General features: G+C 47.3%; 20 protein-coding genes. 7 read left to right on the top strand and 13 right to left on the bottom strand.

Features of this window, described 5'->3' with window-relative positions; translation table 11 throughout:
• Position 1: 1 nt before the first annotated feature.
• The 4 genes from NQ510_RS09615 (at position 2) to NQ510_RS09600 (ending at position 4,914) form a co-directional block, all read left to right on the top strand.
• Entirely contained in the window at positions 2–1,021 is a 1,020-nt protein-coding gene (locus tag NQ510_RS09615) for an electron transfer flavoprotein subunit alpha/FixB family protein (protein WP_005826260.1), read from the top strand.
• Positions 1,022–1,035: 14 nt separating this feature from the next.
• The gene (locus tag NQ510_RS09610; protein ID WP_005826257.1) at positions 1,036–1,857 is read left to right on the top strand and encodes an energy transducer TonB; all 822 of its coding nucleotides are present in this window, start codon (positions 1,036–1,038) and stop codon (positions 1,855–1,857) included.
• A 10-nt stretch (positions 1,858–1,867) separates the two neighbouring features.
• The gene (locus tag NQ510_RS09605) at positions 1,868–3,574 is read left to right on the top strand and encodes an acyl-CoA dehydrogenase family protein (protein ID WP_005826256.1); all 1,707 of its coding nucleotides are present in this window, start codon (positions 1,868–1,870) and stop codon (positions 3,572–3,574) included.
• A gap of 125 nt (positions 3,575–3,699) precedes the next feature.
• A complete protein-coding gene (locus tag NQ510_RS09600; RefSeq protein ID WP_005826255.1) occupies positions 3,700–4,914 on the top strand; it encodes an IS256 family transposase in 1,215 nt (404 codons plus the stop codon).
• A gap of 189 nt (positions 4,915–5,103) precedes the next feature.
• Here the strand turns inward: NQ510_RS09600 and NQ510_RS09595 are convergent, their stop codons facing one another.
• Both NQ510_RS09595 and NQ510_RS09590 read right to left on the bottom strand, forming a co-directional pair.
• Complete coding sequence (locus NQ510_RS09595) at positions 5,104–5,397, bottom strand: chaperone modulator CbpM (RefSeq protein ID WP_009036538.1); 294 nt, start codon at positions 5,395–5,397, stop codon at positions 5,104–5,106.
• 17 nt (positions 5,398–5,414) lie between these two features.
• On the bottom strand, positions 5,415–6,383 hold the full coding sequence (locus NQ510_RS09590) for a DnaJ C-terminal domain-containing protein (RefSeq protein ID WP_005826253.1): 969 nt from the start codon (positions 6,381–6,383) through the stop codon (positions 5,415–5,417).
• Positions 6,384–6,691: 308 nt separating this feature from the next.
• On the opposite strand from NQ510_RS09590, the gene NQ510_RS09585 reads away from it, so the two are divergent.
• On the top strand, positions 6,692–9,202 hold the full coding sequence (locus NQ510_RS09585; protein ID WP_005826249.1) for a glycoside hydrolase family 9 protein: 2,511 nt from the start codon (positions 6,692–6,694) through the stop codon (positions 9,200–9,202).
• 171 nt (positions 9,203–9,373) lie between these two features.
• Here NQ510_RS09585 and NQ510_RS09580 read toward each other — a convergent pair whose 3' ends face one another.
• From NQ510_RS09580 to NQ510_RS09565, 4 genes are all read right to left on the bottom strand, one after another.
• Entirely contained in the window at positions 9,374–10,393 is a 1,020-nt protein-coding gene (locus NQ510_RS09580; protein ID WP_034525502.1) for a threonine aldolase family protein, read from the bottom strand.
• 155 nt (positions 10,394–10,548) lie between these two features.
• Entirely contained in the window at positions 10,549–10,767 is a 219-nt protein-coding gene (locus tag NQ510_RS09575) for a winged helix-turn-helix domain-containing protein (RefSeq protein WP_005826242.1), read from the bottom strand.
• 254 nt (positions 10,768–11,021) lie between these two features.
• Positions 11,022–12,659 carry a chaperonin GroEL gene (gene groL / locus NQ510_RS09570; protein ID WP_005826239.1) on the bottom strand — a complete coding sequence of 546 codons (1,638 nt, stop codon included), beginning with the start codon at positions 12,657–12,659 and terminating at the stop codon, positions 11,022–11,024.
• A 37-nt stretch (positions 12,660–12,696) separates the two neighbouring features.
• On the bottom strand, positions 12,697–12,969 hold the full coding sequence (locus NQ510_RS09565; RefSeq protein ID WP_004290132.1) for a co-chaperone GroES: 273 nt from the start codon (positions 12,967–12,969) through the stop codon (positions 12,697–12,699).
• 183 nt (positions 12,970–13,152) lie between these two features.
• On the opposite strand from NQ510_RS09565, the gene NQ510_RS09560 reads away from it, so the two are divergent.
• Complete coding sequence (locus NQ510_RS09560) at positions 13,153–14,007, top strand: bile acid:sodium symporter family protein (RefSeq protein ID WP_005826236.1); 855 nt, start codon at positions 13,153–13,155, stop codon at positions 14,005–14,007.
• Here NQ510_RS09560 and NQ510_RS09555 read toward each other — a convergent pair.
• The 3 genes from NQ510_RS09555 to hisS form a co-directional block, all read right to left on the bottom strand.
• Positions 13,977–14,738 (bottom strand): EFR1 family ferrodoxin, encoded by a 762-nt coding sequence (locus NQ510_RS09555; protein ID WP_005826233.1) that lies wholly within the window; start codon positions 14,736–14,738, stop codon positions 13,977–13,979. The two genes, NQ510_RS09560 and NQ510_RS09555, sit on opposite strands and share 31 nt — an antisense overlap.
• Before the next feature lie 48 nt (positions 14,739–14,786).
• Positions 14,787–14,945 carry a hypothetical protein gene (locus NQ510_RS09550; protein WP_008663974.1) on the bottom strand — a complete coding sequence of 53 codons (159 nt, stop codon included), beginning with the start codon at positions 14,943–14,945 and terminating at the stop codon, positions 14,787–14,789.
• A gap of 146 nt (positions 14,946–15,091) precedes the next feature.
• Entirely contained in the window at positions 15,092–16,453 is a 1,362-nt protein-coding gene (gene hisS, locus NQ510_RS09545; RefSeq protein ID WP_005826229.1) for a histidine--tRNA ligase, read from the bottom strand.
• Between the two features lie 132 nt (positions 16,454–16,585).
• Between hisS and NQ510_RS09540 the strand changes: the two genes are divergently transcribed.
• On the top strand, positions 16,586–17,749 hold the full coding sequence (locus NQ510_RS09540) for a TPR end-of-group domain-containing protein (RefSeq protein WP_034525490.1): 1,164 nt from the start codon (positions 16,586–16,588) through the stop codon (positions 17,747–17,749).
• Positions 17,750–17,854: 105 nt separating this feature from the next.
• Here the strand turns inward: NQ510_RS09540 and NQ510_RS09535 are convergent, their stop codons facing one another.
• The 4 genes from NQ510_RS09535 to NQ510_RS09520 all read right to left on the bottom strand — a co-directional run bounded on the left by NQ510_RS09535 (position 17,855) and on the right by NQ510_RS09520 (position 21,855).
• The gene (locus NQ510_RS09535; RefSeq protein ID WP_005826222.1) at positions 17,855–18,550 is read right to left on the bottom strand and encodes a zinc metallopeptidase; all 696 of its coding nucleotides are present in this window, start codon (positions 18,548–18,550) and stop codon (positions 17,855–17,857) included.
• A 141-nt stretch (positions 18,551–18,691) separates the two neighbouring features.
• On the bottom strand, positions 18,692–19,996 hold the full coding sequence (locus NQ510_RS09530) for an alpha-L-fucosidase (protein WP_005826218.1): 1,305 nt from the start codon (positions 19,994–19,996) through the stop codon (positions 18,692–18,694).
• 102 nt (positions 19,997–20,098) lie between these two features.
• Complete coding sequence (locus tag NQ510_RS09525) at positions 20,099–21,370, bottom strand: adenylosuccinate synthase (RefSeq protein WP_005826216.1); 1,272 nt, start codon at positions 21,368–21,370, stop codon at positions 20,099–20,101.
• A complete protein-coding gene (locus NQ510_RS09520; protein WP_005826214.1) occupies positions 21,367–21,855 on the bottom strand; it encodes a Fur family transcriptional regulator in 489 nt (162 codons plus the stop codon). The genes NQ510_RS09525 and NQ510_RS09520 overlap by 4 nt, the downstream gene beginning before the upstream one ends.
• Positions 21,856–21,947 lie beyond the last annotated feature (92 nt).

Raw genomic sequence — 21,947 nt, 5'->3', positions numbered from 1 at the left:
TATGAATAATGTATTTGTATATTTAGAGATAGAAGGCACAACAGTTGCCGACGTCAGTCTCGAACTCTTGACCAAAGGTCGTAAATTAGCCAATCAGTTGGGCTGTCAACTGGAGGCAGTTGCTGCCGGCAACAATCTGGCAGGCATTGAAAAACAAGTATTGCCCTTCGGAGTAGACAAACTCCACGTATTCGACGCTCCGGGCTTGTTCCCCTATACTTCCCTTCCCCACTCCTCTGTCCTCATCAATTTGTTCAAAGAAGAAAAGCCGCAAATCTGCCTGATGGGCGCCACCGTTATCGGTCGCGACCTCGGCCCGCGCGTTTCTTCCGCTTTGACCAGCGGACTGACTGCCGACTGTACCTCACTGGAAATCGGCAACCACGAAGACAAGAAGGAAGGCAAGGTTTACGAGAACCTGCTGTATCAAATCCGTCCCGCATTCGGCGGTAACATCGTTGCCACGATTGTGAATCCCGAGCACCGTCCGCAGATGGCAACCGTTCGCGAAGGCGTGATGAAGAAAGAGATACTGGACGCTGACTATAAGGGCGAAGTCATCAACCACGACGTTGCCAAGTACGTGCCCGAGACGGATTATGTGGTAAAAGTCATCGACCGCCACGTAGAAAAGGCAAAACACAACCTGAAAGGCGCTCCCATCGTGATTGCCGGCGGCTACGGCATGGGAAGCAAGGAAGGTTTTGACATGTTGTTCGAGCTTGCCAAAGAACTCCATGCAGAGGTAGGCGCCAGCCGTGCTGCCGTCGATGCCGGTTATGCCGACCATGACCGCCAGATTGGCCAGACCGGTGTCACTGTCCGCCCCAAACTGTATATTGCTTGCGGCATCAGCGGACAAATCCAGCACATTGCCGGTATGCAGGAAAGTGGTATTATCATCTCCATCAACAATGACGAGAACGCTCCCATCAATACGATTGCCGACTATGTCATCAACGGTACGGTGGAAGAGGTTATCCCGAAGATGATAAAATATTATAAATCACACAGTAAATAACAATAAAGGTAATCATGAAAGGGCTGATTCTTATATTTGTTCTTCTTTCAGGTATATCTTCCGCTATCGCTCAAGAAAAGCTCTGGTTGGACAAGAATTACCAATGGACGGACGACTCCATCCAGGCAGTCAAGTATGCTCTTGTTTCCAAGATAAACAAGAAATGCATCAAGGTGGAAGAGTATGCTTTGGAAGGACAAAAGAAGGATGTCTGGCATTTCTCCGAATACAAAAGCAATCCCCGCAAAAGGATAAGGGAAGGCCTGCATACATCATTCTATGCAAATGGCAAGGACAGCCTGACAGAAGTATATAGAGACAACCGCCTGGAGGGGCAGACCATGGTGTATTATCCCGACGGTGCCATACATCTGGCCCGGAGCTACAGCGATGGTAAACTTGACGGAACACTCCTGCAGTACTATCCCGACGGGAAACTCCGTAGAGAGGAACACTATTCAGAGAATCAGTGTACCGGTGGAAAGATGTTCGACGAGTACGGAACTGAAATGGAACATCAGCCGTATTTCGTGTTTCCATCCTTCCCCGGCGGAATAGAGAACCTTATGAAACTGGTGGCCAATGTTACCAAATATCCGGAAGACGCCTGGAAACAAAAGGCGGAAGGAAGGGTAATCCTGCGATTCGTTGTAGACGAAGAAGGCAAGATGACCCATCCCAAAATTCTCCAGTCCGTGCGCTATGACATCGACAAAGAAGCCATACGCGCTTTCGAGGCCATTGCCGACGTCTACCGCTGGTCGCCCGGCTATCAGGACGGAGAGGCCAAGCGAGTGAAATTCACCATACCCCTATACTTCAGAATACCTAAATAACCAAGAAATTATGGCAAATTTTTATACCGAAGTTCCCGAATTGAAGTATCATCTGAACAACTCGATGATGGAACGTATCTGCGAACTGAAAGAACGCGGTTACCAAGACAAAGACAAGTATGACTATGCCCCGCAGGACTATGCGGATGCTATGGACTCTTTTGACAAGGTACTTGAAATCACCGGAGAGATTACCGGAGAGATTATCGCTCCCAATGCCGAGGGCGTGGACGAAGAAGGTCCCCACTGTGCCAACGGCCGTGTGGAATATGCCAGCGGCACCAAGCAGAACCTCGACGCCATGGTAAAAGCCGGATTGAACGGTATGACCATGCCGCGCCGTTTCGGTGGCTTGAACTTCCCGATTACTCCGTACACCATGTGTGCGGAAATCGTTGCCGCCGCCGATGCCGGTTTCGGTAACATCTGGTCACTGCAAGACTGTATCGAAACGCTCTACGAATTCGGTAACGAAGACCAGCACAGCCGTTTTATACCGCGTGTCTGCGCCGGAGAGACCATGTCTATGGACCTGACAGAACCGGATGCCGGTTCCGACTTGCAGAGCGTAATGCTGAAAGCGACCTATGACGAGGCCAACAACTGCTGGCGCCTGAACGGCGTGAAGCGTTTTATTACTAACGGTGACGCCAATCTCCACCTCGTACTGGCACGTTCAGAAGAGGGTACCAAAGACGGACGTGGCTTGTCCATGTTCATCTACGATAAGAATGAAGGCGGTGTAGACGTGCGCCGCATCGAGAACAAGCTGGGTATCCACGGCTCTCCCACCTGCGAGCTGGTTTACAAGAATGCAAAGGCAGAACTTTGCGGCGACCGCAAGCTTGGTTTGATTAAATACGTTATGGCTTTGATGAACGGTGCCCGTCTGGGTATTGCCGCACAGTCGGTAGGCCTTTCACAAGCTGCCTACAACGAAGGTCTGGCTTATGCCAAAGACCGCAAGCAGTTCGGCAAGGCTATCATCGAATTCCCGGCTGTATATGACATGCTGGCTATTATGAAAGCCAAGTTGGATGCAGGACGCTCCTTGCTGTACCAGACTTCCCGCTACGTTGACATCTACAAAGCGCTGGACGACATTGCTCGCGAACGCAAACTGACTCCGGAAGAACGCCAGGAACAAAAGAAGTATGCCAAACTTGCCGACGCCTTCACTCCGCTGGCAAAAGGTATGAACTCTGAATATGCCAATCAGAATGCTTACGACAGCATCCAGATTCACGGCGGTTCGGGCTTCATGCTGGAGTATGCTTGCCAACGTATCTATCGTGATGCACGTATCACTTCTATCTACGAAGGTACTACTCAGTTGCAGACCGTAGCTGCTATCCGCTATGTAACAAACGGCTCATACTCTGCCACCTTGCGCGACTACGAGCAAGTGCCGTGCAGCGAAGAAATGCAACCGTTGATGGACCGCATCAAAGAGATGACCAACAAGTTCGAAGCCTGCACCAATGCGGTGAAAGAGGCACAGAATCAGGAATTGCTGGACTTCGTGGCACGTCGCCTCTATGAGATGGCTGCGGTATGTATCATGTCGCACCTCATCATTCAGGACGCGACAAAGGCTCCCGAACTGTTCGGCAAGTCGGCTCTGGTGTATGTGAACTACGCAGAAGCTGAAGTGGAAAAACACTTTAACTTCATCCGTAAGTTCAAGGCAGAAGAGCTGGAAAGCTACCGCAAATAAATGCATTGCTTGGACAAGGCAAATATAGCGGGCACCGGAGTTTAGCTACTCCGGTGCCCGCGAAGATGTAATTTAAACTGTGTCAGCAAGGAATAAAATATTAATTTTGCTAACACAGTTTTTTTATGAAAGAAGAATTTGATTTTGAAAGTATCAAGAACAAGGCAATAGAGCAGCTGAAAGCCGGTAAGCCTTTGTTAGGTAAGGATGGTGCTTTTGCCCCCTTATTGGAAAGTATCTTGAATGCAGCCTTGGAAGGTGAAATGGATGCGCATCTTACCGATGAAGAACGTCAGTTGGGCAATCGTCGTAATGGTAAAATGCAGAAGCAAGTCCAGACTCCATTGGGTGAAGTCACAGTGTCTACCCCTCGTGACCGTAATTCAAGTTTTGAGCCTCAGTTTATAAAGAAACGTGAGACCATCCTGGCGGAGGGCGTGGCGGACCGTATCATCGGACTTTATGCCCTTGGTAACAGCACACGCGAGATCAGTGACTGGATGGAGGAAAATCTCGGCAACCGTGTCTCTGCCGAAACGATCAGTTCCATAACCGACCGTGTTCTCCCGGAAATAAAGGCCTGGCGTTCCCGTACCCTTGATGCTGTCTATCCGATAGTCTGGATGGACGCAATCCATTACAAAGTCACTGACGAGAGAGGGTGTGCCGTTACCCGCGCAATCTATAACGTCTTAGGTGTCGACAAGGAAGGGCACAAGGATTTGCTTGGCATGTATATCTCTAAAAACGAGGGAGCCAATTTCTGGTTAAACGTACTGACGGACTTGCAGAACCGTGGAGTTCATGATATCCTTATTGCTTGCGTTGATGGTCTGAAAGGCTTTCCGGATGCCATCCAAAGTGTTTTCCCGAACACAACAGTACAACTTTGCATCGTCCACCAGATACGTAACTCCATTAAATATGTCGGTAGCAAGCATCAGAAGGAATTCCTCAAAGACTTGAAACGGGTTTATGGTGCGGTAAGTAAAGAAGCAGCTGAAACGGAACTTTTTAATCTGAATGAGAAATGGGGAGAAAAATATCCTATTGTCATCAAGTCATGGCAGGACAACTGGGAAAAACTTACTGAATACTTCCAGTTCACATCGGATATACGCCGTATGATTTATACCACAAATACAGTTGAGGGCTATCATCGCCAGATACGGAAAGTGACAAAAAACAAGGGCGTGTTCCCTAACGACACCGCCCTTGAGAAACTGGTTTACCTCGCTTACCGCAATATACGCAAGAAATGGACCATGCCACTGGCTAACTGGGGAGCCATTGCACAACAACTGGCGATAAAATTTGGAGACAGGTTTAAATTGTTGTAATTTTACACTCGTCGGGACGGGTGGTCCCGCCCCTTGGCGCTGGCCGTTCCCCGACCGATGAGATTGAATGAGAATAGAGCATGACACAGTTTAATTTACACAACCGTGCCCGCTTGTTTTTTCTGAAATACTTCCTCCTGCTTGCCCCTTCTTAAAAGGACAAAAGTTCTCAAAGAGACGAAAGGAAAATTAATACTCTCCGTGCAGCCTCAGCCTGCCGCGCAGCGAGTGTATCTCCCGCTGCATCTCTTCCATCCTTGCCAGCAGATGGTGGATGGCATCAATCCCTTCCATATTGATGGAAAGGTCGTAGTACATACGGCTGTACCGTTCCACATCCGGCAACTCGGAGAAAGGCAGATAACGCTCTCCACCTTCCTGCTCCACATCTATCAGTCCACTTTCGCACAGCATATCAATAAAAGTGGGCTCTATATGACACTTGTCACAATATTCGCTGATGACAATCCATTCGTTCTGCATAATCCGTTCTCCTTTCATTAGTTCATACTCTGAATTTTACGGAACATCTCTTTCTGCTGTTCCGTCAGGTTTGTCGGCAACTTCACGGAATAAGTCACGATGAGATCGCCAAACTGTCCCTCCTTCTTATATACGGGGAAGCCCTTACCCTTCAGACGTACCTTAGTCCCGTTCTGAGTTTCGGGTTTCACCTTCAGCTTCACCTGACCATCCAAAGTATCCACCAACTGGTCGCCACCCAGCAGGGCTGTATAAAGGTCGACGGTCACATCCACATACAAATCATCTCCCAAACGCTTGAATACCGAGTCGTCCGGAATCACAAACGTGATGTATAAGTCACCTGCAGGACCTCCGTTGATGCCCTCGCCACCATAGCCTTTCAGTTTGATGACCTGTCCGTTGGCCACACCGGCCGGAATGGTAATACGCACTTGCTTGCCATTCACCGTCAATATCTGTTTATGGGTCTTCGCAGCCTCACGAAGCGAGAGGTTCAAATCCGCATGATAATCCTGCCCGCGGAAACCGGCATTGGCACCGCCTCCTCCGCGCGTACGATGACCGAACATCTGTTCGAAGAAGTCTGAGAAACCACCGGCATTACTGCCCGAAAATTCCTGGCCGTCGGAAGAATACCAATACGTACCGCCTCCGTCCGTACCAAATCCCGCACCGGAACCTCCAAAACCGGCACCGCCAAATCCTCCGAAGCCCCCGGCTTGCTGCTGTGCCCGCTTCTGCGCTTCAAACTCGTCGGCATGTTTCCAGTGTTCACCATATTCATCATATTTCTTTCTTTTTTCAGGATCACTCAGCACCTCATTCGCCTCGTTGATAGCCTGAAACTTATCCTTGGCCGTAGCATCGTTCGGATTCAAGTCAGGATGGTACTTGCGCGCCAGCTTGCGGAACGCTCTCTTGATGTCATCCTGAGATGCCTTTTTGTCCACTCCAAGGACCTGATAGTAATCAATATAAGCCATAGTCTATTAGTTTTATTGTCTAAATACCATAAAACAAATAACACGCCAATTTGTTTTACGCATTATTAAAATAGGTAAACGAAAATTAAAAAGCATCATCAAGCATAATAATTACGTGATAAACAAACATTTAGTTTCAACCAAACACTTATTTCACGTCTATAAAATACCAAAATAGTGTAAACGACACCTAATATCGTCTAATTATTCATCCTAAATCTTCCTAAAATTGACAGAAAATGCTTTATTTGTAATAAGGAAAATTTGTTTTATATATAATCCCCAACCTTAGATTAAAAACCCCCATTATGAAAAGTAATTATTGGCTCCTAACGGTAATATTCGCTCTCGTAGCCCTGCCGGGCAAAGCAGGCGAATGGATCAGAATCAACCAACTCGGCTATTTGCCGCAATCCGTCAAAGTCGCTGTATTCATGAGCGAGGAAGGAACAAACGTAGAAAATTATTCATTGATTGACGCTTTCACCGGAAAGGTGGTGCGTACCTTCAACACAACCAAGGCCACCGGCAAGATGGGAGGCATAAAGAGTACCTACCGGTTGAACTTCAGTGATTTCACAGAACCGGGCACGTATTATCTGAAAGCAGGCAAAGCGGTCTCCCCCCGTTTCCCCATCAATGCACAAGTCTACAACGGTACCGCAGACTACCTGCTGCACTACATGCGGCAGCAACGCTGCGGCTATAATCCGTTCCTGAAAGACAGCTGCCACGTGCACGACGGCTACATCGTCTATCATCCCACCAAAACCGGACAACATATAGACGTCCGCGGAGGCTGGCACGATGCTACGGACTATCTGCAATACACCACCACCTCCGCCAATGCCATCTACCAGATGATGTTTGCCTATCAGGAAAATCCGGAATCATTCGGTGACGCCTATGATGCAGCCGGACATCCGGGAGCCAACGGCATTCCCGACATCGTGGACGAAATCAAGTGGGGACTGGACTGGCTGAACCGGATGAATCCTGCTCCAGGCGAGCTGTACAACCAGATAGCCGACGACCGTGACCATGCCGGAATGCGCCTACCTAACAAAGACCTGGTGGATTACGGCTACGGACCGGGTAAAGGACGCCCCGTTTACTTTTGCAGTGGCGAACCGCAAGTACGTGGAGAGTTCAAGAATGCAACGACCGGAGTGGCAAGCACTGCCGGCAAGTTTGCCTCCTGCTTCGCTTTAGGCGCCAAGATACTGAAAGACTACTATCCTGAATTTGCAGCAGAAATCGAAGCCAAGGCCGATGCCGCCTATCAGGAAGGCGTAAAGAAACCGGGAGCATGCCAGACAGCCTCTGTCTTGTCTCCCTACATTTACGAAGAGGACAACTGGGTGGACGATATGGAACTGGGAGCCATGGAACTGTACAAAGCCACCGGCGACAACAAATACCTGGCCCAAGCCCTTGAATACGGACGTCGCGAACCGGTGACTCCTTGGATGGGCGCCGACAGTGCACGCCACTACCAATGGTATCCGTTCATGAACATGGGGCACTACCATCTTGCCAAAGTGGACAACAGCCGCATCAGCAAGGAATTCATCCGCAACATGCGTACGGGCATTGAACGCACGTACGAGAAAGCGGTAGAAAGCCCCTTCCTGCACGGTATACCCTACATCTGGTGTTCCAACAATCTGACTACCGCCATGCTGACCCAATGCCGGCTGTACCGTGAAACCACCGGCGATGACACATACGCCGAAATGGAAGCCTCCCTGCGCGACTGGCTGTTCGGCTGTAACCCTTGGGGAACCAGCATGATTGTGGAACTTCCCCTTTACGGAGACTATCCCTCGCAACCCCACTCCTCACTGCTGAATGCAGGCGTGGGCAATACTACCGGCGGACTGGTGGACGGTCCTGTCTATCGTACCATCTTCGAAAGCCTGCGCGGTGTCAATATGACGGGAATTCCCGGAACTCCCGGACAAGACTACGAACGCTTCCAGCCAGACCTGATGGTATATCACGACGCCATCCACGACTATTCCACCAATGAGCCTACCATGGACGGAACCGCCTGCCTCACGTACTACCTCTCTGCCATGCAGAAGGATGGAATGAAGCAAGCCGGTATCCCAAATGACAAGAATGTATATGTGGACGGAGGCATTATCCGCACCGATCCCTCAAAAAAGCAAATCACCCTCGTATTCACTGCCGCCGACAAAGCAGACGGTGCCGATGCCATCATCAGCACCTTGAAGAAGCATGGCATCAAAGGTGGCTTCTTCTTTACCGGAGAGTTCTATGAACTCTATCCCGATGTAGTGAAACGCCTGCTCGACGAAGGGCATTTTGTAGGCAGCCACAGTTACGGACATCTGTTGTACATGCCTTGGGAAGACCGTGATTCTCTGCTGGTCACCCGCGAAGAGTTTGAGAACGATATGATGAAAAGCTACGAGACCCTCCACAAGGCAAGTATCGAATACAAAGACGCTCCCGTCTATATTCCCCCTTACGAATACTATAACAAGGAAATATCCGCCTGGGCAAAGAATATGGGTATTCAAGTCATCAACTATACCCCTGGTACCATGAGCAATGCCGACTACACCACTCCGGACATGGGACAGAAGTACCGGAGCAGCAAATTCATCTACGACAAGATTATGGAGGTGGAAAAGAAAGAAGGTCTGAACGGACACCTAATGCTGATGCACTTCGGAACGGACGACCGCCGCACAGACAAGTTCTATAATGGCTATCTGGACAAGATGATTAAGACACTGAAACGAAAAGGCTACACTTTTGTACCGGTCCGCGAGGCTGTCGGTATATAAGCATACTCTAACAAAGATTTATTGAAAAGGTTAGTTAAAAAGGTTATCGTGCAAAGGTATTTAAGGTAAATATTCAATCGGTTTGTTTTCAGTAAACCTTCCCCTACCCCCAAGAGGGGAAAGTTTCGAAGTAAGCTCCCAGCCTGTGAAGGTTAGGAGCTTTTATATATTTCAGAGAAGCCTTTTTACCGATTGCAGCAATTGCTCGATATCTTCTTCCGTAGTATCAAAAGAGGTTACAAAACGGATTTCGTGGATGGCCTCATCCCAGAAGTAGAAGAAATAGTCCTTCAACAGCTCGTCAATCACCGGACGGGGCATCGTAAGGAAAAGTTGGTTACTTTCCACCTTCTGCGTAAAATGCACACCTGGCAATTCCTTCAATCCGTCGTAAAGAATCTTTGCCATACGATTGGCATGCGCGGCATTTTTCAACCAAAGGCTGTCCGTCAGGTAGGCAGTGAACTGGCAGGACAGATAGCGGAGCTTGGATGCGAGCTGTGCCGACTGCTTGCGCACAAAATAAGCTTCCTTCTTCAAAGCTGGGTTAAAGACAACCACGCTTTCTCCCAACATCAGTCCATTTTTCGTACCACCGAAGCTGAGGATATCTATCCCGCAATCCACTGTCAGTTCCCTAAAGCCAAGATTCAAGGCTGCACAAGCATTTGCCAGACGGGCTCCGTCCATATGGACATACATGCCATGCCGATGGGCCAAATCCGTCAAAGCCCGCAACTCGTCCGGCTTATAGACAGTGCCCAGCTCCGAACATTGCGAAATATAGATGGCTCCGGGCTGCGAATGATGCTGTTCGCCGAAATGGCACAAATAAGGACGGACTAAATCGGGCGTCAGCTTGCCGTCAGGGGTAGCTATAGGACGAATCTGACAACCTGTCATACGGGCAGGCGCACCGCACTCATCGACATAGATATGTGCAGTCTCTGCACAAATAATGGAATTATAAGGGCGGGTACACAGCTGCAAAACCACCGCATTACTGCCCGTACCGTTGAATACGAACAACGGTTCGCAATCCGGCGTAAACGCTTCCCTTATTTTACGGACAGCCTCCTCTGTCCAAGGATCATCCCCATAACCAATAGCATGGTCACGGTTGGCCCGGTTCAGCGCCTCCATTACCAACGGATGTACGCCTGAATTATTGTCTGAAGCAAAACTTCTCATAGTCTTTCTGTTTTTGTTCATTGAAAAGAATGTGCAAAGAAAAGAATATTCTGCAACATGAAGAAACCAAGGAGCACAGATTTCATCCCCCGGTGGAAAATGCTTCCGCACTGAGAAATCTGTGCTCCTCAATCAATCCATTCAATCGGTTTCCTTTATCCGATATAAACATTTACCCCTAGTGAAACATAAAGTTCATCTTCTTCCTGATGAATTTCAATCTTGTCCTCACGGGCAAGCCACCCCAATGCGGCTCCCAACTCCTTGTCCTTCAGTCCGGACTTCCTCTTTAAAGAACCGTAGCTCCATCTGGTATAATCGCTAAGCAACTGCCAAACTTTCCCAGCATTTAGTCCAATTTCGCTTTTGTTCATTTTCTCTTCAATTAAAAAGGTTAATAGTTCTTGTTGATTAGGTTATCTTTACGAAGGGTAAAGATATGATTTTTTATTTTGCTAACAACAAAAACGAACAAAAGATATGAAAACTAATCATTTTTGTAACACTTTTGTAATATTACACGCTTTTTATTAATAATCAAGAAGGTAAATAGAACAAAAAAACCGCAGTATCTATCAAAAAGACACTGCGGTTCTCCTATTTGATTAAGCAATCAGGGAAAACGATCTTACATCATTCCGCCCATGCCTCCCATTCCGGGAGCACCCATCGGCATCTCAGGCTTATCTTCTTTCTTCTCTACGATTACACATTCTGTAGTCAGGAACATACCGGCAATAGAAGCGGCATTTTCAAGAGCCACACGAGTAACCTTGGCAGGATCTACCACACCGGCTGCATGCAGGTTCTCATAAACATCGGTACGGGCATTGTAACCGAAGTCTGCCTTGCCTTCGCGTACTTTCTGTACAACAACAGCACCTTCTTTACCAGCGTTGGCAACAATCTGGCGCAACGGTTCTTCAATAGCACGTTTGATGATGTCAATACCGGTTGTTTCATCTACATTGTCACCCTTAAAGCCTTCCAGAGCATCCAATGCACGGATATAGGCTACACCACCACCTGGAACAATACCTTCTTCGATAGCGGCACGGGTAGCACGAAGCGCATCGTCTACACGGTCTTTCTTTTCCTTCATTTCAACCTCAGAAGCAGCACCTACATAAAGAACAGCTACACCGCCAGACAACTTGGCCAAACGTTCCTGCAGTTTTTCCTTGTCATAATCAGATTTCGTAGATACAATCTGAGCCTTGATTTGCTCGCAACGTTCCTTGATGTTTTCTTTATCACCGGCACCGTTTACAATAGTTGTATTATCCTTGGAAACAGTTACCTTGTCGGCAGTACCCAACATTTCGATAGTAGCTTGTTCCAGCTTCAGACCTTTTTCCTCGCTGATGACAACACCACCGGTCAGCACTGCAATATCTTCCAACATTTCCTTGCGACGGTCACCGAAGCCCGGAGCCTTCACTGCACAAATCTTCAACTGAGAACGCAGACGGTTTACAACCAAAGTTGTCAGCGCTTCGCTATCCACATCTTCTGCAATAACCAGCAAAGGACGACCGGTCTGTACTGCCGGTTCGAGGATAGGCAGGAAATCTTTCAGGTTGGAAATCTTCTTATCATAAATCAGGATGTACGGTTTTTCCATTTCGCACTCCATCTTCTCCGTATTGGTAACGAAGTAAGCAGAGAGGTAACCACGGTCGAACTGCATACCTTCAACCACACCGATAGTAGTATCAGTACCCTTTGCCTCTTCGATAGTGATAACACCGTCTTTGGAAACTTTGCGCATAGCGTCTGCAATCAGCTTGCCGATAACGGGGTCGTTATTGGCAGAAACGGAAGCAACTTGCTCAATCTTGTCATAATTGTCACCCACTGTTTCCGCCTGGCCTTTGATAGAATCAACCACTTTGGCAACAGCCTTGTCGATACCGCGTTTGATATCCATCGGGCTAGCACCGGCAGTCACGTTCTTCAGACCTTCGGCTACGATAGCCTGAGCCAAAACAGTAGCAGTTGTAGTACCGTCACCTGCATCGTCGCCGGTCTTGGAAGCAACTTCCTTTACCAGCTGTGCGCCAGTATTCTGATATGCGTCTGCCAACTCTACTTCTTTAGCTACCGTTACACCATCTTTCGTGATGTGGGGAGCACCGAATTTCTTTTCGATGATAACGTTACGACCTTTAGGGCCGAGGGTTACTTTTACTGCATTTGCCAGTGTGTCGATACCTTTCTTCAATTGGTCGCGGGCATCGATATTGAATAATATTTCTTTTGCCATAACTATATTTACATTTTAACGATTTACAATTTACAAATTAACCTAAAACAGCGAGCACATCGCTTTGACGCATGATGAGGTACTTGGTTCCTTCAACTTCCAGTTCAGTACCGGCATACTTGCCATACAGCACTGTGTCACCAACCTTCAACACCATTTCTTCGTCTTTTGTTCCGTTGCCTACTGCAATAACTTCACCTTTCAAAGGTTTCTCTTTCGCTGTATCAGGAATAATGATACCGCCAATTGTCTTTTCTTCTGCAGGTGCAGGGAGTATCAGCACTCTGTCTGCTAATGGTTTAATGTTCATAATCTTTTTGTTTTATATGTTATACATTTGTTATAATGGTAATTTTGCTTTAAACAAGCGATAAACAACTTACGAAAACCGTGCCAAACGAACAAGCTGATTGTTTGGCAGACAAAGGCTGACAAAATGGCAAAGTATACAACAATATTTGCTATCTTTGCAGCCTCAAAAATGATTTGACTTATGAACGCAATATGGATAGTCCTCCCCATTCTTACCTTATTGATGTTTGAACTGGGACTGACATTACAAACCGAAGACTTTAAACTGTTCCGCAAACGCCCCCGCCCCATTATTGCCGGGCTGGCAGGCCAAATCATCCTACTGCCGATGCTGGCATTTGCTTTAGGACATGTCTTCCAGCTCGAACCTCTGTTCTTTATCGGCATCATACTCATAGCCTGCTCGCCAGGCGGCAGCTCATCCAACATCTTCTCCATGATAGCCAAAGGAGACGTAGCATTGTCCGTGTCACTGACGGCATGTAGCAGCATTATTACGCTGTTCACTATCCCCGTGATTATGGAATTCGCCACACACTTTGTAGACAGCAATCTGGACATAGATATCCATCTCCCCGTAGGCAGCCTTATCATGCAGAACCTGGTTCTGATGTTTCTTCCCATTGTAGCCGGCATATTCACGAAGCGCTACCGTCCGCAAATGGCAGAAAGGATTCATAAGATATTGTCCAAGACAGCCTTTCCCGCACTTATCCTGCTGGCAACCATCTTCTTCATACAGCACCATGCTACCATCACCGGCCAATTCGGCAAACTGGGCCTCTGCATCTCCATTCTTATCCTGCTGGCTATGGGAGGCGGCGTAGTGCTATCGAAGTCCATGCGCCTCAACCGGAAAGAACAACGTACACTCATTATAGAAATCGGTATGCAGAATGCCGCACAAGCAATTGCTGTTGCCAGTAGTCCGTTTGTATTCAACAATGACATTATTGCAATACCTGCCATTATCTACGCACTGGTAATGAATGTTATTCTGCTGATTTATGTGGGAGTGGTGAAGCGGCAAAGATAATCTTCCAACCGGTATCTCCCCTTCTTCTGTGTCGCTTTTCCATACTGTATCACTTTCCGGGGGCAAAAATGCAAACAAGCCATACAATGAATGCACTGCTTTCCCCACACCGGATGCCCATCCACCAACCGGATATTACCTACCGGACAAGATTTGCCGCATATTCCGCAAGAGATACAGCCTTCATCTACATGGAAACTCCTTGTACCAATGACAAAACGGACAAACAAAGGATTCACGACATACGTTTTCAGCCAGGCAGCACTGCCCTCATGCACATTCCAGACCCTCTTCCGTGCAATGACATCTTCGGCAATCGAAGCGACAGCATGCCGTGCGTTCTCTATCTTCTTACGGCAAAGCGCCCCATCGTCCAAATTGAACATCGGTACGTAGGTATTGGGCATTGCAACAGACCAGGCAGCATCCAACGGAAAATGTTCCGCCAGGCGGTTCATTCCCTTTCCCATATCGTCCCCGCATGTACACACGGCATAACGGTAACAGCAGTCCGGCAACCGGAGCTGCGACAAAAAATCAATCAAGACACGGGGTGCATACCATGAGTGTACCGGAAAAACAATACCCAGTCTGTCAGCTGTCGACAGCCCTGCGGGTATCGAGCCTTGCTTAAGGCAATCAACAATGCTGACGGCAGTATCATGCATAGCCTCTGCAAGCAATTCTGCAATCCAGCGTGAGTTTCCGGTTGCGGTAAAATAAAGTATCATCGGCAATATGTTTTGCCGACAAAGGTAGTGATTTGACTTGAATTCCTTCTATTCCAGCAGCTCTTCTATGGAATAATTTTCCCAGAACGCTTTTGTAGAATGTACCAATGAACTGCCCATATAGAGCAGGAACAATGCCGCTATGACAATCATCAGGAAACTGACGAGGGCATTGTGTTTTTCTTGCTTAAGCTCAACAGAAACCATAAGAACCTCCTTTTTTGTCAGTACAAAGATAAATGCAGGATGTTTCATTTTTCCTACGCCACTATTACAAATACCTATATTTGTGCCATAAATATACAAAAAAAGGAGCAATTTTGTGCTCCTTTTTAAATGTATTTCAGTTTTTATTATTTCAGTTCGCTAACCAGCTCTTGGGGAGTGACCATTTTCTGCTCTCCGGTCTCCATGTTTTTCAATGTCACCTTACCTTCATTCATTTCATTCTCACCCACCAGGGCCACAAACGGGATGGCTTTGGAGTTCGCATACCCCATCTGTTTCTTCATCTTGCTTGCATCGGGGAAAATCTCGGCACGGATGCCTGCCGCACGCACTTCAGTCAATACATTCATTGAGAATGCGGCCTCTTTCTCACCAAAGTTGATAAACAGTAACTGAGTACCGTTCACCGCTTCTTTCGGATAAAGGTCAAGCTGGTTCAGCACATCAAAGATACGGTCTGCACCGAACGAGATACCGACACCACTGACACCGGACATACCGAATACACCCGTCAAGTTGTCATAGCGTCCTCCACCAGTAATACTGCCGATTTGCACATCCAGCGCCTTTACTTCGAAGATGGCACCGGTATAGTAATTCAAGCCACGGGCCAATGTCAAATCCAGCTCGATTTCGTTCTTCAAGCCAAGGTTCTTTAAGGTGGAAAGGATAAATTCACTTTCCTCCACGCCCTTCAGTCCGGTCTCGCTGACAGCAAGAACTTCCTTCAGAGTCGCAAGTTTCTCTTCATTACTTCCGCTCAACAAAATGATAGGTTGCAGTTTGGCGATAGCCTCGTCACTGATGCCTTTCTCTTTCAACTCGGCATTGACATTGTCCAGACCTATCTTATCCAACTTGTCAATGGCCACAGTAATATCAACAATCTTGTCAGACTCACCGATGATTTCGGCAATGCCACTCAATACCTTACGGTTGTTAATCTTGATACAAACACGGATGCCGAAGCGGGTAAATACCGTATCGACAATTTGCATCAGCTCCACCTCATTCAGCAAGGAATCACTGCCTACCACATCGGCATCGCACTGATAGAACTCACGATAGCGTCCTTTTTGCGGACGGTCGGCGCGCCACACGGGCTGTATCTGATAACGTTTGAAAGGAAAAGTTATTTCATCGCGGTGCATCACCACGTAGCGGGCAAAAGGTACTGTGAGGTCATAGCGCAAACCTTTCTCGCAAAACTTGCAGGCAAGTCTCGGAGCATTACGGCTCAACAGTTCTTCATCTGTCAGTCCGGAAAAGTAATCACCGGAGTTCTGTATCTTGAACAAAAGCTTGTCGCCTTCCTCACCATACTTCCCCATCAAGGTAGAAAGCATTTCCATCGAGGGCGTTTCTATCTGCTGAAAACCATAGAGATGATACACCTCACGAATCGTATTGAATATATAGTTACGCTTCGCCATTTCTACGGGCGAGAAGTCACGGGTTCCTTTCGGAATACTTGGTTTTGCTGCCATAATCAGTTCAATTATTTTAAAAATCGGACGACAAAGTTACAGTATTTTATTGATTAAGAAAAGAGAATGTTTACCTTTGTATCATTACCGTCGCATAAAAACGACCAAAACAAACTTCAAACTTACACATTTATGAAAGAGAGACTGATTTTATTCTGCATGTTGTTGCTATGCGGCATCGGTGTTAGCCGGGCACAATCCGGCAACGCCAAAGACTTCGACCAAAAAGAAGAAGCCATCGTACAAAAGCTGCAACAAGCCGTCAATGAGAAAAACTATAAAGAAGCCGAAAAGAACGGTAAGGCTTTGATAACTCTGTTCAAAGAACAAGACGAGAACACTCAGAAAAAGTACAGCTGGCTCATACAGTCCTATTACTACAATTTAGCCTGCTTCCAATCCTTGTTAAAGAAAAAAGGTGAAGCCATCAAAAATTTAGAACTGGCCTACGACAATGGATTTCAAGATTACAACCACATGATGAATGATACCGACTTAGACAACCTGCGCAGCGATAAACGGTTCAAGGCAGTGCTTGCCAAAGTGAAGAAAGTGGGTGACTACCTCGACATACTTCAAAAAACACCGGGATACACCCACAATGAGCGCCCTGATACACTCCCCCGCTTCGAACACATCAATCCCAACAACAAGTATTTAGTAGAGGTACGCCAATACTTCAAGTTAGACAGTGTGGCAGGCGCAGGCGACGAATTATCGAAAATAAAGAACATACTTACTTATATACACAATACCATAAAACATGACGGAAACCATGAAAGTCCGGCAGGCAGCAACATCATAAAATGGGCAGAAGCTTGCAAAGGCGGTGCGCGAGGTCTGCATTGCGGAGGTCTTGCCCATGTACTGAAGGATTGTTATCTGTCCATGGGATTTAAGGCACGCCACATCAGCGGATTACCCAAAAAATACATTGGTGAATGCCATTCCATTAACGTAGTTTATTCCAATACCTTGGATAAATGGATATGGGTAGACCCCACCAACAATGCCTGGGTGATGGATGAAAACGGCATCATGCTAAGCGTGCAAGAAGTGCGCGAACGTCTGCGAGACGGTCGTCCGGTAATCCTAAATGAAGAAGCCAACTGGAATAACCAGCAGAAGATTACCAAAGAATATTATTTAGACAGCTATATGGCCAAGAATCTCTATAGCATAAAAGCAGACGATGTACTGCTTTGCCCCTCAGACCCTAATGCAGAAAACTTCTTCCAAGCCAAGTACGTGGTCAATGACGATGCCTGGTTCTGGCAGTCGCCCTATCAAGAATAAAAAAACAGATGATGCATCCGGCAGAGACACATCATCTATTTAATGTAAACAGACCATCTGTTTCGGGTGAACAGATGGTCTGTTTTTTATGTCTGCATCATGTGTTTAATCTCTGCGTCCCATGAATATCATGATATAATAAATCAGGGTAGCAAGCGAACCGAGAGCAGCCACTACATACGTATAGGCAGCCGAGCGGAGTGCATCTTCCGCTTGCGCATGATTATATGAATTCGTAATGCCGGAATTGCTAAGCCATACCAGCGCACGCTTACTTGCATTGATTTCCACCGGCAAGGTGATGAAGCTGAATAAAGTTGTCAATGCAAACAGTATAATGCCCGCCAGCAACAGTTGCGGAAAGGAGTTCAGCATCAAGATACCTGCCAGCAGCAACCACGTCATCCACTGTGAGGCAAAAGAGACTACCGGCACCAGTTTGCTGCGCATTGTCAACGGAGCGTATGCGCGTGCATGCTGCACGGCGTGACCACATTCGTGGGCTGCAACGGCAGCAGCCATGATGCTGTTACTGCTATAAACACTCTCACTCAGGTTTACTGTCTTATTGGCAGGATTATAATGGTCGGTCAGATGTCCGGGAGTATGCGTCACGGTCACATCGTAGATGCCATTGTCGTGCAGCATCTTCAAAGCAACGTCCGCTCCCGTCATTCCGTTGCCGGTAGGGATTTTAGAGTACTTCTTGAACTTGTTCTGAAGATTCATCTGTACCAGCCAACTGACGACGGCAATACCGATAAAAATAATCCATTGCATTCCTATCATTCCTGTTCCCATAATTTTCTTTCTTTAAATTGTGAATAAATCAGTCGTTTCTTATTGTATAACAAATAGTCTGCCAAAAATAAAAGGAAACGGTGAGCAATGCCAGCGTTTCCTTTATCTTTTAGGAAGAATTAAAGATTTCTGATTTATAATTTATTTTTCAATCTCCACCTCTATCACTTTATCAATATCCGTCGGAACCTCCGGCAAGTAGAGCATCACCCCTCCTTCACACTTACGGAACTTCACTGGAAGACGGTCGGCATACCCCACTGCCTTCCTCACTTTCTTGCCTTCCAACGGCAGGAAGAGAGCCTTATCCTGCAATTCGAGAATATGCACGTATAATTTATTTTCTCTTTGTGTAGTGACTCCCCAAGGATGCGGAGCAATGCAGCCGCCACGGGTTCCGTAGATGGTTTCACCGTATACCTTCATCCATTCCCCTACTTCTGCCAGACGCTCCAATGCAACAGCAGGCAGCTCACCGTCCGGCTGAGGACCGATATTCATCAGCAGATTGGCATCTTTACCCGCAGCCTTCACCAGGTAATGTATCAGCGTTTTGGTAGATTTATAATCCTGGTCCGTAATCTTATATCCCCACATTCCATTCATCGTCTCACAGGTTTCAAGGGGCAAGGCGCTGATATCCTGCCCGGAAAGGCCGGCACGGTTCTCTCCCGGCAGGTCGCGCTCGAATATCTGGATGTCCTCGCCGGCAAACGGTGCTTGATGATGGTTGTTCCCAACCAAGCAAGCCGGTTGCAGGCGGTGTATCATGGCATATTGCCCGGGCAGTTGCCAGTCAAAATCCGGATTCTGGTCCTGGTCCCACCAGCCATCAAACCAAATGGCACCTATTTTTCCATAATTGGTGAGCAACTCGGTCAGCTGGTTGTTCATGAATTTATAGTAGCTGTTCCAGTCGCCCTTCGGATTCGGTCGTCCCGTTCCACGTCCGGTGCGTCCCCACGGAGCATCTTCGCGATACCAGTCGATGTGCGAATAGTAGAGATGCAGACGAATACCTTGCTTGTGGCACTCGTCTGCCAATTCTTTCAGAATATCCCGCTTAAAAGGGGTAGCATCCACAATATTGTAATCGGAAAAGCGTGTGTGGAACATAGAAAAGCCATCGTGATGCCGGGATGTAAAGCAGATATACTTTGCCCCGGACGCCTTAATGGCTGACACCCATCTGGCAGCATCGAATTTGGCAGGATAGAAACCTCCCGCCAGTTTGGCATACTCCTTATAATTAAGGTTCTTGTTCGTCATGGTCCATTCTCCGGTAGCCAGCATACTGTATATCCCCCAATGCAGGAAGATACCGAAGCGATTGTCCCGAAACTCCTGACGGGATTTCAGGTTCTCCTCCGTCGGCTGGTAAGTCTGCGACTGTGCGGAGCACACAAGAAGAAACAACAGTAAAAAAGACAAAAGACGTGTTTTCATGGCAATAAATAAAAAAGGCACGGATTATCCGGACACCCACGGTTCTTCAGATGAAGCCGCGAAATCCGTGTAATCCGTGTCTAAGGTTATCTGTTTGTTTTATTATTCCTCTGTATACCGTTCGATGGTCTGCTCACGGTCCGGTCCCAGAGAAACAATCTTGATGGGCACACCAAGCTGTTCTTCCAGGAATGACAAATATGCATTGAATTCTTCCGGGAACTCATCTTCACTCTGCATCTTGGTCATATCCGTCTGCCAACCGGGTAGCTCTACATAAACCGGTTCAACAGTCTCATTGATATCGAACGGGAAGTAATCAATCTCTTCCTCATCCATCTTGTAAGCTACACAAGCCTTAATGGTTTCAAAAGAATCGAGCACATCGCTCTTCATCATAATCAGTTTGGTAACCCCGTCTACCATAATGGCATATTTCAATGCCACCAGGTCAATCCAGCCACAACGGCGCTTACGTCCTGTCACAGAACCGAACTCATGACCCAGCGTGCAAATCTGGTCACCGGTCTTGTCGAATAATTCCGTCGGGAACGGACCGGCACCTACACGCGTACAATAGGCCTTGAAAATACCATATACCTCACCAATCTTGTTGGGAGCAATACCCAGACCGGTACAAGCACCTGCACAGACCGTATTAGAAGAAGTGACAAACGGATAAGAACCGAAATCAATGTCCAGCATTGTCCCCTGCGCACCTTCGCACAATACAGACTTGCCGGCAGCCAGCAGATTGTTCATCTCGTGTTCGCTATCCACCAACTGGAATTGTTTCAAGTATTCGATACCTTCGAACCATGCCTTCTCCATTTCGGTAATGTCATACTCATAGTTCAAGCCTTTCAAGATTTGCTCATGACGGGCCTTGGCCGCTGCATACTTCTTGTCAAAGTCATGCAGAATGTCGCCTACACGCACACCGTTACGGCTGATTTTATCCGTGTAAGTCGGTCCGATGCCTTTTCCGGTCGTTCCTACCTTTGCATCGCCTTTGGCTGCTTCGTATGCAGCATCCAGTATGCGGTGAGTCGGCAGAATGAGGTGTGCTTTCTTGGAAATGTGCAAGCGTTCCTTCAAGTTATGGCCGGACGCTTCCAATGATTCGGCTTCCGCTTTGAAGAGAGCCGGGTCAAGCACCACTCCGTTACCGATGATATTCACCTTGTCTCCCTGGAATATTCCAGACGGAATGGAACGGAGCACATACTTCTGCCCTTCAAACTCGAGTGTATGTCCGGCATTCGGTCCGCCCTGGAAACGAGCTACGACATCGTATCTCGGAGTTAACACATCAACGACTTTGCCTTTGCCTTCGTCGCCCCATTGTAATCCTAATAATACGTCTACTTTCATTTTTCTTTTTTATGGTTATTATTCTTTTTCTTCCGTTTATTGGCCCGGTCACACTTGCTGCACAACCCATACATATATAAGGAATAGTGCGTAAGATTAAAACGGCTCAGTTTGGTATTCTCAATGGCATGTTGCAACTCCTCGTTCTGAAACTCGGTCACCTTTCCGCACTGGGTGCATATCTGGTGATGGTGCGTATCGCGATTATAACATTTTTCGTATTGGGAAGAGTTGCCGAACTGATGCTTGATGACCAGACGAGCATTTATAAGCAAAATGATGGTATTGTAAAGCGTTGCACGGCTGACGCGGAAGTTCTCCTGGTCGGCCATCAGTGAATAGAGCGTGTCGATATCAAAATGACCGTCTATGGAGTAAATGGTGTCAAGTATAGCATAACGTTCGGGAGTCTTCCGATGCCCGTTCGCATTCAGATATTCAGTGAATATCTGCCTAACTGTATCTTTCACATTCTGACTTTCCATTTGACGGCGCAGTTTTACAGCCAACAAAGTTAATCCTTTTTTGTGGAAAGCAAACGAGAAAGAGATAAAAATTGCGATAAGGGAAATATTCC

It is taken from the genome of Bacteroides uniformis (genome assembly GCF_025147485.1).
Lineage (GTDB): Bacteria > Bacteroidota > Bacteroidia > Bacteroidales > Bacteroidaceae > Bacteroides > Bacteroides uniformis.
Note: the sequence above shows the minus strand (reverse complement) of the source record. Positions and strands in the feature narration are given on the sequence as shown.